The organism is Halomonas piscis (assembly GCF_031886125.1).
GTDB lineage: Bacteria > Pseudomonadota > Gammaproteobacteria > Pseudomonadales > Halomonadaceae > Vreelandella > Vreelandella piscis.
Genome location: NZ_CP119391.1, coordinates 552,364 through 568,025 on the forward strand (window position 1 = coordinate 552,364; position 15,662 = coordinate 568,025).

The 15,662-nt window shown below is 65.8% G+C and carries 11 protein-coding genes; 7 read left to right on the top strand and 4 right to left on the bottom strand.

Annotation, left to right across the window (positions count from 1 at the left end):
* Positions 1-9 precede the first annotated feature (9 nt).
* Complete coding sequence (locus tag P1P91_RS02670; RefSeq protein WP_311884342.1) at positions 10-1,686, top strand: NAD-dependent malic enzyme; 1,677 nt, start codon at positions 10-12, stop codon at positions 1,684-1,686.
* A gap of 75 nt (positions 1,687-1,761) precedes the next feature.
* Here P1P91_RS02670 and acnA read toward each other — a convergent pair whose 3' ends face one another.
* Positions 1,762-4,527 (bottom strand): aconitate hydratase AcnA, encoded by a 2,766-nt coding sequence (gene acnA / locus P1P91_RS02675; RefSeq protein WP_311884344.1) that lies wholly within the window; start codon positions 4,525-4,527, stop codon positions 1,762-1,764.
* Between the two features lie 294 nt (positions 4,528-4,821).
* Here acnA and trxB point away from each other — a divergent pair, with 294 nt between their 5' ends.
* Complete coding sequence (gene trxB / locus P1P91_RS02680) at positions 4,822-5,772, top strand: thioredoxin-disulfide reductase (protein WP_311884346.1); 951 nt, start codon at positions 4,822-4,824, stop codon at positions 5,770-5,772.
* Between the two features lie 16 nt (positions 5,773-5,788).
* Here the strand turns inward: trxB and P1P91_RS02685 are convergent, their stop codons facing one another.
* On the bottom strand, positions 5,789-6,310 hold the full coding sequence (locus P1P91_RS02685; RefSeq protein WP_311884348.1) for a GspH/FimT family protein: 522 nt from the start codon (positions 6,308-6,310) through the stop codon (positions 5,789-5,791).
* A gap of 241 nt (positions 6,311-6,551) precedes the next feature.
* Positions 6,552-6,815: a PP0621 family protein gene (locus P1P91_RS02690; protein ID WP_311884350.1), complete on the bottom strand. Its 264-nt coding sequence runs from the start codon at positions 6,813-6,815 to the stop codon at positions 6,552-6,554.
* Between the two features lie 183 nt (positions 6,816-6,998).
* On the opposite strand from P1P91_RS02690, the gene P1P91_RS02695 reads away from it, so the two are divergent.
* Positions 6,999-8,633, top strand: coding sequence for an NAD+ synthase (locus tag P1P91_RS02695; protein WP_311884352.1), 1,635 nt, complete (start codon positions 6,999-7,001; stop codon positions 8,631-8,633).
* Positions 8,634-8,729: 96 nt separating this feature from the next.
* On the opposite strand, the gene P1P91_RS02700 is transcribed toward P1P91_RS02695, so the two are convergent.
* Entirely contained in the window at positions 8,730-9,533 is an 804-nt protein-coding gene (locus P1P91_RS02700; RefSeq protein ID WP_311884353.1) for an outer membrane protein assembly factor BamD, read from the bottom strand.
* A 137-nt stretch (positions 9,534-9,670) separates the two neighbouring features.
* On the opposite strand from P1P91_RS02700, the gene rluD reads away from it, so the two are divergent.
* From rluD to P1P91_RS02720, 4 genes are all read left to right on the top strand, one after another.
* Positions 9,671-10,630, top strand: a complete 960-nt coding sequence (rluD, locus tag P1P91_RS02705) for a 23S rRNA pseudouridine(1911/1915/1917) synthase RluD (RefSeq protein WP_311884355.1) — start codon at positions 9,671-9,673, stop codon at positions 10,628-10,630.
* Positions 10,631-10,646: 16 nt separating this feature from the next.
* The gene (gene pgeF, locus P1P91_RS02710) at positions 10,647-11,420 is read left to right on the top strand and encodes a peptidoglycan editing factor PgeF (RefSeq protein ID WP_311884356.1); all 774 of its coding nucleotides are present in this window, start codon (positions 10,647-10,649) and stop codon (positions 11,418-11,420) included.
* 178 nt (positions 11,421-11,598) lie between these two features.
* Positions 11,599-14,196, top strand: coding sequence for an ATP-dependent chaperone ClpB (gene clpB, locus P1P91_RS02715; RefSeq protein WP_311884357.1), 2,598 nt, complete (start codon positions 11,599-11,601; stop codon positions 14,194-14,196).
* A 161-nt stretch (positions 14,197-14,357) separates the two neighbouring features.
* Positions 14,358-15,401: an IS110 family RNA-guided transposase gene (locus tag P1P91_RS02720; protein WP_311882070.1), complete on the top strand. Its 1,044-nt coding sequence runs from the start codon at positions 14,358-14,360 to the stop codon at positions 15,399-15,401.
* The last annotated feature ends 261 nt before the right edge of the window (positions 15,402-15,662 follow it).

The following is a 15,662-nucleotide window of genomic DNA, read 5'->3' on the forward strand; positions in this document are numbered from 1 at the left end:
AGAGTAGCCATGACCACGAGCAAGCGCCCATTATATATCCCCTACGCCGGCCCCGCCCTGCTGGAAATGCCGCTGCTGAACAAGGGCAGTGCGTTTACCGGGGAAGAACGCGTGGCCTTTAACCTCATCGGGCTTCTGCCCCAGGACCGGGAGACCATCGAGGATCAGGTGGAACGCGCCTATCGCCAGTATCAGCAGTGCAACAGCGATCTGGAGCGTCACATCTATCTGCGCGCCATCCAGGACGACAACGAGACGCTGTATTTCCGCCTGGTCTCGGAGCATCTGGAAGAAATGCTGCCGATCATCTACACCCCCACGGTGGGCAAGGCGTGCCAGGAGTTTTCCAACATCTACCGCAACCACCGGGGGCTGTTCATCAACTACCCCGACCGCGACTACATGGACGACATCCTGCGCAGCGCGACCAAGGAAAAGATCAAGGTCATCGTGGTGACCGACGGCGAGCGTATCCTGGGGCTTGGCGACCAGGGCATCGGCGGCATGGGCATTCCCATCGGCAAGCTGGCCCTTTATACCGCCTGCGGCGGCATCAGCCCGGCCTATACAATGCCGATCACCCTGGACGTGGGCACCAACAACCAGGCGCTGCTCGACGACCCCATGTACATGGGCTGGCGCCACAAGCGCGTGAGCCAGGAAGAGTACGACGCCTTCATGGACCAGTTCGTCGCCGCGGTGAAGCGTCGCTGGCCCAACGCCCTGGTCCAGTTCGAGGACTTCGCCCAGGCCAATGCCGTGCCGCTTCTGGAGCGCTACCGCGACGAGCTGTGCTGCTTCAACGACGACGTTCAGGGCACCGCCTCGGTCGTGGTCGGCACGCTGATGGCCGCCTGTCAGGCGCGCCAGCAGACGCTTGCCGACCAGCGCATCGTGTTTGTCGGCGGCGGCTCCGCCGGCTGCGGCATCGCCGAGCAGGTCATCGTCGCCATGCAGGCCCAGGGGATGAGCGAAGAAAAGGCCCGGGAGCGGGTCTACATGGTCGACCGCGACGGTCTGATGACCACCGACCAGGACTGGCACCGGGACTTCCAGCGCCGGCTGGCCCACGACCCCTCGGTAGCCGCCGAATGGCAGGGCCAGGGGCTCGACGAAACCGTCGCCCAGGTCAAGCCGACCGTACTGATCGGCGTCTGCGGGCAGAAGGGCATCTTCACCGAGCGTGTGGTGCGCACCATGCACGAACACTGCGAAAACCCGGTGATCTTTCCGCTGTCCAACCCCACCTCCCAGGCGGAAGCAGTGCCCGAAGACCTTCTGGAGTGGACCAACGGCGCCGCCCTGGTGGCGACCGGCAGCCCCTTCGAGCCGGTGGTGCACAACGGCCGCAGCATTCCCATTGCCCAGTGCAACAACGCCTATATTTTCCCCGGCATCGGCCTTGGCGTGGTCTCGGCCAACGCCTCCAAGGTCACCGACGAGATGCTGATGAGCGCCTCAAGGGCGCTGGCCCGGGAAGCGCCGCTGGTCAAGGAGGGCAAGGGCGCGCTGCTGCCGGCGCTGTCGCGCATCCGCGAGATCAGCATGGCGATCGCCTTCGAGGTCGCCGCCCAGGCCCAGCACGACGGCGTGGCGCTGAAAACCGACGGCAACCGGCTGCGCGAGGCCATTGCGCGCAACTGCTGGGAACCCGAGTACCGCACGTACCGGCGTAGCGCCATCTAGGCGCTTTGCCGCTCAAGGACAAAAAAAGCCCCGCAGGCCAGGCCTGCGGGGCTTTTGCGTGACGGCGTTGGCGGTTTAGGCCGCGCCGATCATCTTGCGCAGCACGTAGTGCAGGATGCCGCCGTGGCGGTAGTAGGCCAGCTCGTTGTCGGTGTCGATGCGGCACTTGGCGTCGAGCTTGTGCTCCTTGCCGTCAGCGGTCTTGATGGTGACCTTGACGTCGCCGCCCGGGGTCAGCTCGGAGAGCCCCTCAATGGAGACCTCTTCGTCGCCGGTCAGGCCCAGCGCCTTGCGGTCCTGCCCCTCGGGGAACTGCAGCGGTACCACGCCCATGCCGATCAGGTTGGAGCGGTGGATGCGCTCGTAGGACTCGGCGATCACGGCGCGCACGCCCAACAGGCGCGTGCCCTTGGCCGCCCAGTCCCGGGAAGAGCCGGTGCCGTACTCCTTGCCGGCGATGACCACCAGCGGCGTGCCTTCCTCCTGGTACTTCATGGCGGCGTCGTAAATCGCCATCTGCTCGCCGGTGGGCACGTGGCGGGTCTCGCCGCCGACCACGCCGTCGAGCATTTCGTTTTGAATGCGCACGTTGGCGAAGGTGCCGCGCATCATCACTTCGTGGTTGCCGCGCCGGGAGCCGTAGGAGTTGAAGTCCACCGGCTTGATGCCGTGATCCTGCAGGTAGCGTCCGGCAGGGCTGTCGGGCTTGATGGCGCCGGCCGGCGAGATGTGGTCGGTGGTGACCGAGTCGCCGAGCATCGCCAGCACCCGGGCGTTTTTCACGTCTTCGATGGCCTCGGGCTCGCGCTTCATGCCGTCAAAGAAGGGCGGATGCTGGATGTAGGTGGAGTCGGGCCATTCGTAGACCTGGCTCTGGGGCACGTCGATGGCCTTCCAGGTCTCGTCGCCTTCGAACACCGCCGAGTATTCCTTGTGGAACATCTCGGTGTTGACCTGCTCTACGGCCCTGGCGATCTCGGCCTGGCTGGGCCAGATGTCCTTGAGATACACCGGGTTGCCGTCGCTGTCCTTGCCCAGCGGCTCTTCGCTCAGGTCGACCTGGACGTTGCCGGCCAGCGCGTAGGCAACGACCAGGGGCGGCGAGGCCAGCCAGTTGGTCTTGACCTGGGGATGGATGCGGCCTTCGAAGTTGCGGTTGCCCGAAAGCACCGAGGCGACGGTCAGGTCGCCGTCGTTGACGGCCTTTTCGATCTCGTCGGGCAGCGGGCCGGAGTTGCCGATACAGGTGGTGCAGCCGTAGCCCACCAGGTTGAAGCCCAGGGCGTCCAGGTCGTCGTTGAGCCCGGCGGCGGCGAGATAGTCGGTGACCACCTTGGAGCCGGGCGCCAGCGAGGTCTTCACCCACGGCTGTGTGGCCAGGCCCTTCTCCCGCGCGTTGCGCGCCAGCAGCCCGGCGGCCATCATCACGCTGGGGTTGGAGGTGTTGGTGCACGAGGTGATGGCGGCGATGACCACAGCGCCCGGGTTGAGCTTGAACTCCTGGCCGCGGTAGTTCACCGGCTGGCTTTCGGGCTCTTCGTAGCTGCGCTCCACGCCCACGGCGGTCTGGCCGCCTTCGGAAAACAGGCGTCCTTTCTCTTCGGACCCGTTGCGCTGGACGCCGGGCTTGGTTTCTCTGGTTTTCCTTTCCTCTTCGAGGATCCGCTCGAAGGTTTTCTTCATGTCGCCAAGCGCCACGCGGTCCTGGGGACGCTTGGGGCCGGCGAGGCTGGCCTCCACGTCGCCCATGTCCAGCGCCAGGGTGTCGCTGAAGATCGGCTCCGCGCCGGGCTCGCGCCACAGCCCCTGCTCCTTGGCGTAGGCCTCGACCAGCTCGATCTGCTCGTCGTCGCGGCCGGTCAGGCGCAGGTAGCGCAGGGTTTCTTCGTCCACCGGGAAGAAGCCGCAGGTGGCGCCAAACTCCGGCGACATGTTGGCGATGGTGGCGCGGTCGGCCAGGGGCAGATCTTTCAGGCCGTCGCCGTAGAACTCGACGAACTTGCCCACCACGCCCTTGTCGCGCAGCATCTGGGTCACGGTCAGCACCAGGTCCGTGGCGGTGATGCCTTCGCGCAGCTTGCCGTCGAGCTTGAAGCCGACGACTTCGGGAATCAGCATGGATACCGGCTGGCCGAGCATCGCGGCTTCGGCCTCAATACCGCCCACGCCCCAGCCGAGAATGCCCAGGCCGTTGATCATGGTGGTGTGGGAGTCGGTGCCCACCAGGGTGTCGGGGAAGGCATAAGTCTTGCCGTCGACCTCCTTGGACCAGACGGTCTTGCCCAGGTATTCCAGATTGACCTGGTGGCAGATACCGGTGCCCGGCGGCACGACGCGGAAGTTGTCAAAGGCGTGCTGGCCCCAGCGCAGAAACTCGTAGCGCTCGCGGTTGCGCTTCATTTCGATTTCCACGTTGTCGGTAAAGGCCTGGGGGTTGCCGAACTCGTCCACCATCACCGAGTGGTCGATGACCAGATCCACCGGCGAGAGCGGGTTGATACGTGCCGGGTCGTCGCCGAGCGCCTGTACTGCGTTGCGCATGGAGGCCAGGTCGACCACGCCGGGCACGCCGGTGAAGTCCTGCATCAGCACCCGGGCAGGGCGGTAGCCGATCTCGCGGCTGGACTTGCCTTCTTTCTGCCAGTCGACCAGTGCCTGAAGGTCGTCGGCCTCGACGCTTTCGTCGTCGGCGAAGCGCAGCTGGTTTTCGAGTAGAATCTTGAGCGTCTTGGGCAGGCGGTCGATGTTGCCCAGCGCCTCAGCTGCCTTGGGAAGGCTGTAGTAATGATACGTCTGGCTGCCGACATCGAGTGTCTGGCGCGTATCGGGTATCTTGCTCATGCCTTTCTCCTCTGCTGACTAGACCACGGATAGCCCGGCGCGACGGCCGTTGTTCTTCTTTAGCGGCTTTCCTTTAGTATGGCTCATCCTAGCCATAGTAGATGGGTGCTGACGAGGCCGGTTTCAAGGATCTACGCCCAATGGCTAAGGTCCGGCCGGCCCTGGCCTTGCGTATCTGCCGCGCCGGGCGCACCCTGCACGGGCCCGGCGCACAGCGCGCGGGCCGGCTCATGCCACCGCTTGGCTCATGGCTTTGTTGGACTCATTACCCTGTTGACGAAGAAAGGTGTTTTCATGGAAACGCGGCACGAACGTTTGATCATTCTCGGCTCCGGCCCGGCCGGCTATACGGCGGCGGTGTACGCGGCGCGTGCCAACCTGGAGCCGCTGCTGATTACCGGCATGCAGGCCGGCGGGCAGCTGACGACCACCACCGACGTGGACAACTGGCCGGGGGACGCCGAGGGCGTGCAGGGCCCGGCGCTGATGGAGCGCATGAAGGTCCACGCCGAGCGTTTCGATACCGAGGTGCTGTTTGACCACATCAACGAGGTGAGCCTGGGCAAGCGTCCCTTCACCCTCACCGGCGACAACGGCGTTTACACCTGCGATGCGCTGATCATCGCCACCGGCGCCAGCGCCCGCTATCTGGGCCTGCCCTCGGAGCAGCAGTTCATGGGCCAGGGGGTCTCGGCCTGTGCCACCTGCGACGGGTTTTTCTATCGCAACAAGGAAGTCATCGTGGTGGGCGGCGGCAACACCGCCGTGGAAGAGGCGCTGTACCTGACCAACATTGCCTCGAAGGTCACCCTGGTGCACCGCCGTGACTCCCTGCGGGCGGAAAAAATTCTCCAGGACAAGCTGTTCGAGAAAGCCGCCGAAGGCAAGGTGGTGCTGGAGTGGAACTACGTCCTGGACGAGGTGCTGGGCGACAGCACCGGCGTTACCGGCGCGCGGCTCAAGTCCACCCGGGACGACAGCACCAAGGAGCTGGTCGTCCCGGGCGTGTTCATCGCCATCGGCCATAGCCCCAACACCGACATGTTCGCAGGCCAGCTGGCCATGAACGACGGCTATATCGAGGTAACCTCGGGGCTTAACGGCAACGCCACCGCCACCAGCGTGCCCGGGGTGTTCGCCTCGGGCGACGTCATGGATCACGTCTATCGCCAGGCCGTCACCTCCGCCGGCAGCGGCTGCATGGCGGCACTCGACGCCGAGCGCTATCTGGAAGGCCTGGCCTGAGCCACTGCCTGCCCGCTCAGGAGGCGGCGCAGCCATCGGGGGTATGAGTCACTCGGATGCGCCCCAGCTGGCTGAGCACCAGGGTGTTATTGCCGCCGGAGGTCACGTTGCCCGCCGGGCACACGGTAAAGGTGCCGTTGTGCCCGCTGCTGTGGCCCAGCGGACTGAAGCGCACGCGCCGCCAGCCGCGGTTGTAGGTAATGCGGGCATCGCTATCCGGCAGCGCGCGCACGATGCGCTCCGCGGGCAGCGGCGCGCGGGTGTCGCCGGTGACGACCAGCAGGGTGCGGCTCCAGTCGAGGCCGCAGGCGTTGGCGCTGCCGGCCCGGGGGCAGACGAAGACGCGCTCGCTGCGGGTGATGGCCGTATGTCGGGCCAGGGTCAGCGCGCTTTGCAGCTGGCTTAGCGCCGCCCGCTGGGCGCTGCGCTCCGTCAGGCCGCGCATGTGCGGATAGCCCACGCTTGCCAGCAGCGCGACCAGCGCGAGCGCCACCAGCAGTTCGAGTAGTGTTGTGCCCCGCTGCGCGCTCGCTGCCATGGCGCGTCTCCTCTATGGCTACGGTGCCTGTGTCCACGATGCCTGTGTTCACGATGGCAGGGTTCCCGACGCCGGGCGCTTTGCCGCCGGCGCGTGCCGAACGTGGGACTATGGCCATCAAGCTAGAAGCGTGAAGACGGGCGGGCGTAAGACAAAGCGGACAGGGGCGGTAGGATATTGCCAGGTGCCCGCAGGCGGCGGAGGCGGGTCGGGAGGTTCAGGACGGAAGCGCAGCGGCGGTTCAGGAGGTCTTGTCCTGCTCGGCGAGGAAACGATCGCGGTGGGCGGGGCAGCAGAACCATTCGGCGCGTTCGCGCAGGGCTTCACTTTCCGGCACGTGGACGTCGCACCAGCGGCAGCGCACCATCTGCCCGCCTTCGTGGCGACGCTCGCGCTCAAGGCGCGCCTCGCGTTCGAGCTTCCATTCGCGGTAGATGCCGTAAAGCTTCAGGCCGGCGAAAAATATGACGCCAAAAAGAATCAGCCGAATGATCAAGAGGTTCATCCTTAGTGTCTCCCGAGAATCGTGCGCGGCTGGCCTTTGCCAGCCGGCAGTGCTTGCGGGACAATGCCACAAGACGCCGTATAAAAACAGCGGTATACACCTGAGCCGGGGCCGCATTCGGCGCTGTTTGCGCTCGGCTTTCCGGTTCACACGACTTCGGATTTTCAAGAGATGTCAACGCCCATGCAAGATTTGACGCTGGTGATGGCGCAGTTCGACCCCCTGGTGGGAGATATTCCGGGTAACGCCGCCCGGGCCGTCGAGGCCGTGCGCGAGGCGCGCATCGAGCACGGGGCGGATATCGTCGTTTTCCCCGAGCTGTTTCTGTCCGGCTATCCGCCCGAGGATCTGCTGCTGCGCCCCTCGCTGGAGGCCCGCCTGCGCGAGGCTCGGGCCGTCATGGCGGAGAAGGTGTCCCCGGACGTCATGGTGATCATGGGCTATCCCGGCGTGCGCGAAGGCAAGCGCTACAACCTGGCCGGCGTGCTTTACAACGGCCAGTGGGAAGCCGAGTACGCCAAGCAGGTACTGCCCAACTACCAGGTGTTCGACGAGCAGCGCTACTTCACGCCCGGGGAGACACCCCTGGTTTACGAGCACCGGGGCGTGTCGCTTGGTCTTTTAATCGGGGAGGATGTGTGGGACGAAGCGCCGCTGGAGGCCGCGCGTGACGCCGGCGCCGAGGTGATCGTCACCCTCAACGCCTCGCCCTACCATCGGCAAAAGCCCGCCGAGCGCCTGCGCCTGATGGAGGCCCGCGCCGCCCGGGCGCAGTGCCCGCTGGTGTACGTCAACGCCATTGGCGGCCAGGACGAGCTGGTGTTCGACGGCGGCTCCTGCTGCCTGAACGGCGAAGGCGAGCTTGCCGTGCTGGCGCCGTACTGGCAGCCGGGGCTGATGCCGGTGGCGCTGCGCCAGCAAAGCGCCAGCCGCTGGACGGTGATGTCCGGCGAGATCGAGCCCGACGTCGAGCCTGAAGAGAGCCTTTACTGCGCGCTGGTGACCGGGCTTCGCGACTACGTCAACAAAAGCGGGTTTGACGGCGTGGTGCTGGGGCTTTCCGGCGGCATCGACTCGGCGCTTTCATTGACCATCGCCGTGGATGCGCTGGGACCCCAGCGGGTGCAGGCGGTGATGATGCCGTATCGCTACACCGCCGAGATCTCCCGGGAGGACGCCGCCCGGCAGGCCGAAATGCTCGGCGTGCACTACGACGTCATGCCCATCGAGCCCATGGTGGAAGCCTTCATGACCTCGCTTGCCGAGGTGTTCGAGGGCACCGAGCGCGACACCACCGAAGAAAACCTGCAGGCGCGCTGCCGCGGGGTGCTGCTGATGGCCATGTCCAACAAGAAAGGGCTGATGGTGCTGGCAAGCGGCAACAAGAGCGAAATCGCCGTGGGCTATACCACGCTTTACGGCGACATGGTGGGCGGCTACAACGCCATCAAGGATGTCTACAAGACCTGGGTTTACCGCCTGGCGCGCTGGCGCAACACCCAGTCCCCGGCGATTCCCGAACGGGTCATCGAGCGCCCGCCGTCGGCGGAGCTGGCGCCGGATCAGCAGGACAGCGACTCGCTGCCCGACTACGACGTCCTCGACGCCATTCTCGAGCGCTATATCGAGGGCGACATGAGCGCCGAGGCGATTATCGCTCTGGGCTTTGAGCGCGACGACGTCTATCAGGTGGTCAAGCTGGTGGACCGCTGCGAGTACAAGCGCCGCCAGGCGCCGGTGGGCGTACGCGTGACGCCCCGGGGCTTCGGCCGCGACCGGCGCTACCCGCTGGTCAACGGCTGGCAGCCCGGCGACTGAAGAAGCCCGCCTTTCAGCAAGTGGCGGGCTAGGTGGTGGGAGCTGAATTTATTCGGCGAAGGTTTCGCCACAGGGCCCGCCAGGCCCCCACAGGCATTAATGCCTGGGCTTGAACGCGCCGTTTTTCAGCTGGTCGTGATCCGGCGCGTTCTCCTTGAGCACCTGGAGCACTTCACGGGCACGGTCGTTCATGCCCAGCCCCTGGTAGCCTTCCACCATGGTGGCCAGGGCATCGGGGCCGGCGCTGGATTCGGGGTAGTTTTCCAGCACCCAGCGGCCGCGCTTCACCGCCGCGACAAAGGCGCCCCGGCGCAGGTAGTAATCGGCGACGTGCAGCTCGTGGCGGGCCAGCAGGTCGCGCAGGTAGACCACGCGCTGGCGGGCATCCGGGGCGTAGTCGCTTTGCGGATAGCGGGTGAGCAGGTCGCGAAAGTCGTTGTAGGCGTCCCGGGTGGCGCCGAGGTCCCGCTTGGATATGTCGATCACGCGCATCCGCTCGAGGCTGAAGCGCCCGGCCTGCCAGGCGGCCAGGCCGCGCAGGTAGTAGGCGTAGTCGGCCTGGGGGTGGTCAGGGTGCAGGCGCACGAAGCGGCTCGCCGCGGCGCGCGCTTCTTCCCATTTGCCGCTTTCGTAGTAGGCGTAGATCAGCTCCAGCTGGGCCTGCTCGGCGTGCTTGCCAAACGGGTAGCGCGAATCCAGCGCTTCCAGCCGCTCGATGGCGGTGGTGTAGAGGCTGCGGTCGAGTGCGTCCCGGGCGAGCTCGTAGAGTTCGCGCTCACCGGTGTTGGCGTATTTTCCCTCGTCAGCGAAGGGGTCGGTATCGTTACTGGCACAGCCGGCGAGTAGCGTAAGGCTGAGCGCGACGGCGCCAAGCCGGGTCGCTGCGGAAAAAGCGCGCATGAAGTTCCTCGTGACAATCAAGCCGTGATCGCCGAAATGCGGCGATGGCCGTGGTAGAATGGACGCAGTTGATACACTATAAAACACCTCGAGGCAAAACGCAGGCATCGCCGACGTGCTCGGGGCAAGGAATCCTTATGACCCGCACCGTTGACGCCACCGCGCGCGTGCCGACCGGCCTGGCCGGTGCCCGGCTGGACCAGGCGGCGGCCGAGCTGTTCAGCGACTATTCCCGCGAGCGCCTGAAAGCCTGGATCAACCGCGGCGAGCTGACCGTGGACGGCGCCCGGGCCAGGCCCAAGAATCGCCTGGTGGGCGACGAAACCCTGGCGCTTTTTGCCACCCTGGAAGAGGAGCAGCGCTTCGTCGCCCAGGACATTCCGCTGGACCTGGTGTTCGAAGACGACCACCTGCTGGTCGTCAACAAGCCCGCGGGGATGGTGGTCCATCCCGCCGCCGGCAACCCCGACGGCACGCTGCTCAACGCGCTCTTGCATCACCACCCGCCGATTGCCGACGTGCCCCGGGCGGGGATCGTCCACCGCCTGGACAAGGACACGTCGGGGCTGTTGATGGTGGCCAAGACGCTGGCCGCGCAAACCGCGCTGGTCGAACAGCTCCAGGCGCGCACGGTATCTCGCCAGTACGATGCCGTGGTGATCGGCACGCCGGTGGCCGGCGGCACCGTGGATGCGCCCATCGGCCGCCACCCCAGGGACCGCAAACGCCAGGCGGTGAACGCCTCGGGCAAGCCGGCGGTCACGCACTTTCGCGTGGTCGAGCGCTTTCGCGCCCACACCCACGTGCGCTGCCGGCTGGAAACCGGGCGGACCCACCAGATCCGCGTGCATCTGGCCCACGCCCGCTACCCGCTGATCGGTGACGCGCTGTACGGCGGCCGGCCCAAGCTGCCCCCGGGCGCGGCGGAGCCGCTCAAGGAGATCCTGCGCGAGTTTCCCCGCCAGGCGCTACACGCCCGCCGGCTGGGGTTTGTGCACCCCGAAAGCGGCCAGGAAGTCTCCTTCCGCGCGCCGCTGCCGGATGAGCTGCTGATGCTCCTCGACTACCTGCGCGAAGACCACGAGACCATGCGATGAGCCGGGAGAGCACGAGATGAGCGACGCGCCGGATCTGACTCCGACCTTGATCACCCCCGACTGGCCGGCTCCGGCCAACGTCCATGCCTTTGCTACCACCCGGGAGACCGGCCCCAGCCAGGGCGCCTTTGCCGCCTTCAACGTCGCGACCCACGTCGGCGACAACGCCGATCACGTTGCCCTGTGCCGGCGTCTGCTGGCCAGGCAAACCGGCGACGAACGGCCGTTTCTGTGGCTCAACCAGACCCACGGCGCCCGGGTGCAGCAGCACTATCCCCGGCGCACCGCGCTGCAAAGCGAGATCCCCGAGGCCGACGCCGCCGTGGCCGACAGCGCCGACTACGCCTGCGTGGTGCTCACCGCCGACTGCCTGCCGGTGTTTTTCTGCAACCGCACCGGCACCCGGGTGGCCGTGGCCCATGCCGGCTGGCGCGGGCTTGCCGGCGGCGTGCTGGAAGCCACGGTGGCGGCGCTCAACACCCCGACAGAAGAAATCATCGCCTGGCTGGGGCCGGCGATTTCCAACGCCCAGTTCGAGGTCGGACCCGAAGTCTTCGACGCCTTCGTCGCCGTGCACCCCGAGGCCGAAGACGCCTTCGACCTGAGCCCCTACCGGCTGGGCCACTACATGGCCGACCTTTACCGGCTGGCCCGGCTGCGCCTCGAGCGACTGGGCATCGATGAGGTCAGCGGCGGGCACTTCTGCACCGCCAGCGAGTCGCGTTTTTACTCCTACCGCCGCGACAACGGCCAGACCGGGCGGATGGCAAGCGTCATCTGGCTGGACTGACGAGCGCCCGACGCCTTCCACTTGAAACGCGTCCCCCCCGGCGCCATCTCTCTAGGCAAACGACACCGCCGGACGGCGTTCCGCCCGGCGGCCTGATGATCAAGAGGATGGCCGGCGCGCCGAGTGCCGAGTACCAAGTACGCTTGGCCGCCTTGCCATGCCGGGAGGAATACCGTTCATGCGATTCGACAAGTTTACTGCCAGACTGCAAAACGCCATTGCCGATGCCCAGTCGCTGGCCGTGGGGCAGGGCCATAACCAGATAGCGCCGGCGCACCTGCTGATGACGCTGGTGGACAGCGCCGATACCGGGATGAAGTCGCTGGTGGAAAAGGCCGGCGGCAACGCTTCCACCCTGCGCGACACCCTGAGCCGCCAGGTGGATGACCTGCCCCGGGTCAGCCAGTTCGACGGCGACGTGCAGCCGTCCAAGGAGCTGATCAAGCTTTTCAACCTCACCGACCGCGAGGCCCAGAAGCGCGGCGATCAGTTCATCGCCTCGGAGCTGGTGCTGCTGGCCGCTCTGGAGAGCGGTGGCGACGCGGCGCGCGCGCTCAAGCAGGCGGGCATCGGACGCCGGGCGCTGGAAACCGCCATCGACGACGTGCGCGGCGGCGAAAACGTCACCGACCCCAACGCCGAGGAGTCCCGGGAGGCGCTGGAAAAGTACACCCAGGACCTGACCCAGCGGGCCCTGGACGGCAAGCTCGATCCGGTGATCGGCCGGGACGACGAGATCCGCCGCACCATTCAGGTGCTCCAGCGGCGCACCAAGAACAACCCGGTGCTCATCGGCGACCCCGGCGTGGGCAAGACTGCCATCGTCGAGGGATTGGCCAGCCGCATTGTCAACGGCGAAGTGCCCGAAGGGCTCAAGGACAAGCGCGTGCTGGCGCTGGACCTGGGGGCGCTGCTGGCCGGGGCCAAGTTCCGCGGCGAGTTCGAGGAGCGGCTGAAGGCCGTGCTCAAGGAGCTGTCCGAGGAAGAGGGTCGCATCATCCTCTTTATCGACGAGCTGCACACCATGGTCGGGGCGGGCAAGGCCGAAGGTTCGATGGATGCCGGCAACATGCTCAAGCCCGCCCTGGCTCGGGGCGAGCTGCACTGCGTGGGCGCCACCACCCTGGACGAGTATCGCCAGAACATCGAAAAGGACGCCGCGCTCGAGCGCCGTTTCCAGAAGGTGCTGGTGGACGAGCCGGACGAAGAGGATACCGTGGCGATTCTGCGCGGGCTCAAGGAGCGCTACGAAGTCCACCACGGAGTGGATATCACCGACTCGGCGATCATCGCCGCGGCCAAGCTTTCCACCCGCTACATCACCGATCGCAAGCTGCCCGACAAGGCCATCGACCTGGTGGACGAGGCCGCGTCGCGCATTCGCATGGAGCTGGACTCCATGCCCGAGGAGATGGATCGGCTCGACCGCCGGCTGATCCAGCTCAAGATGGAGCGCGAGGCGCTGAAGAAGGAAACCGACGCCGCCTCGCAAAAGCGCCTGGAAGCACTGGAAGAAGAGATCCACGAGCTTGAGCGCGAGTACGCCGACCTCGACGAAATCTGGAAGGCGGAAAAGGCCAGCATCCAGGGTGCGGCGCAGTTCAAGGCCGAGCTGGAACAGGCCCGGCTGGACCTGGAGCAGGCCCGGCGCCAGGGCGATTTGGGGCGGATGTCGGAAATCCAGTACGGCACCATTCCCGAGCTCGAGCGCAAGGTGGCCGAAAGCAGCGAAAGCGAAGAGGCCGATACCGCTACCCATCAGCTCTTGCGCTCCAACGTCACCGAGGAAGAAATCGCCGAGGTGGTATCGCGCTGGACGGGCATTCCCGTGGCCAAGATGCTCGAGGGCGAGCGCGAAAAGCTGTTGCGCATGGAAGACGCCCTGCACGAGCGGGTGATCGGCCAGGCCGAGGCGGTGCAGGCGGTGTCCAACGCCGTGCGCCGCTCCCGGGCCGGGCTTGCCGACCCGCACCGGCCCAACGGCTCGTTTCTCTTCCTTGGCCCCACCGGGGTGGGCAAGACCGAGCTGTGCAAGGCGCTTGCCACCTTCCTCTTCGATACCGAAGAGGCCATGGTGCGGGTGGACATGTCCGAGTTCATGGAAAAGCACTCCGTGGCCCGGCTGATCGGCGCGCCCCCGGGCTACGTGGGCTACGAGGAGGGCGGCTACCTCACCGAGGCCGTGCGCCGCAAGCCCTATTCGGTGCTGCTCCTCGACGAGGTGGAGAAGGCCCACGCGGACGTGTTCAACATTCTGCTCCAGGTGCTGGAAGACGGCCGACTCACCGACGGCCAGGGCCGCACGGTGGACTTTCGCAACACCGTGATCGTGATGACCTCGAACCTGGGCTCGGACATTATCCAGCGCATGGGCGGCGACCAGAGCGATACGGAAAGCGGCGATTACGAGACCATGCGCAGCGCAGTCATGGAGGTCGTGGGCAGCCATTTCCGCCCGGAGCTTGTCAACCGCATCGACGAAGTGGTGGTCTTCCACGCCCTGGGTCAGGAGCAGATCCAGGCCATTGCCGGCATTCAGCTGGAGCGTTTGCGCGAGCGTCTGGCCGAGCACGACCTGAGCCTCGACGTCAGCGATGACGCCATGGCCCAGCTGGCGGTGGCCGGGTTTGACCCGGTGTTCGGCGCCCGGCCGCTCAAGCGGGCGATCCAGAGCCGGATCGAAAACCCCCTGGCCCAGGATCTGCTGGCGGGCAGGTTTGCCCCCGGCAGCGTGATCCGCGTCTCGGCAGAGGACGGGCAGCTCACGTTTGAGTAAATCCGCTATGGATACGAGCGAAGCGAAGTGATCTCCTTGCCGGTGGTATGGGCACGACACCCCGAGATTGCTTCGCGACGCTCAATGAAAGGGACTCCTCCCCACTCCGATGCCTCATCGGGCAGAATGGCGTTGAGACCACCAAAAGAGGGGGAAGAGTCATGAACCAGCATACGGCGATTGGCATTGATTTGGCAAAGCAGGCGTTTCAGGTGTGCATCGTGAATACCCGTCAACAACGCGTTCGTACCAACAAAGTGCTGAAGCGCGCGGAGCTGCTGGATTACCTGCGGCGTCAGCCAAGCTGTCGCGTCTTCATGGAGGCCTGCGGCGGCTCGCATCACTGGTCGCGGCAGTTCCAGGCCATGGGGCATGAGGTACGGCTTATTGCACCGCAGTTTGTCACCCCGTTTCGCAAGGGGCATAAGACCGATGCCAACGATGCGCTGGCGATCGTGGAGGCCGGGTTGCGACCCCACATGCGTTTTGTGCCTCAGAAAAACCTGGAGCAGCAGGACCTGCAGAGCCTGCATCGCATCCGAGATCGTTACATCAAACAGCGCACCCAGCTGATCAACCAGGTACATGGCCTGCTGCAGGAATACGGCATTGTCTCCGGGCGCGGTCAGGCGGCCCTGAAGCGGACCCTGTGGCGTGTGCTGGAGGACGCGGAGAACGAACTGACGTTCACGATACGCGAGCTGCTGGCCGACCAAATGGCCGAGCTGGACCATCAAAATGAGCGCATTCACCGCCTGGACAAGCAAATGGAGCAGCTGAGCCGCGCCATTCCGGCGTGTCAGCGGCTGCAGGCCGTGGAAGGCGTCGGCCCCGTCGTTGCCACCCAGCTCTACAGCGCCCTGGGTAACGGCAAGGCGTTCAGCAAAGGACGACAGGCGTCGGCCTACCTGGGCCTGACACCGCGCCAGTTCAGCAGCGGCGGCAAGGTGGCCATGACGGGGATAGGCCGAACCGGCCAGCTCTCCCTCAAGGCCGCGCTGATCCGCGGGGCGCATTCGGTAATCCAGCGGCTGGGCGACAAGCAGGACAGCAAAAGCCACTGGCTGAGAGCGCTGGTCGACCGCGTGGGCAAGAACAAGGCGGCCGTTGCCCTGGCCAACAAAACCGTGCGAGTGGCCTGGGCGCTGCTGCACGGCAACACGACGTACCGGGCGGATTATGTAGACACCGAATTCCAGTGCTGATGGCCGGTTGGCCACCAGTACAGGGGATGCTGGCACGCTAGTGCCATCACCTTGTTGCCGAGCCACGAGGGATGAAAAACAGGTCAGACCGACCTTCTCAAAACCTGATCATTGCGATGGCTGAAAGGCCTAATGCTCGTTGAGGAGAGAAGGTGCGCGACGTTCATCAGGGTCAGGGGATAGCGACCCCGTATAAAGACCGACTATACGCACGCATCGGCTGTGTTTTTCAGGCTTTCGAGGCTTGCAACCGGGGAGGAG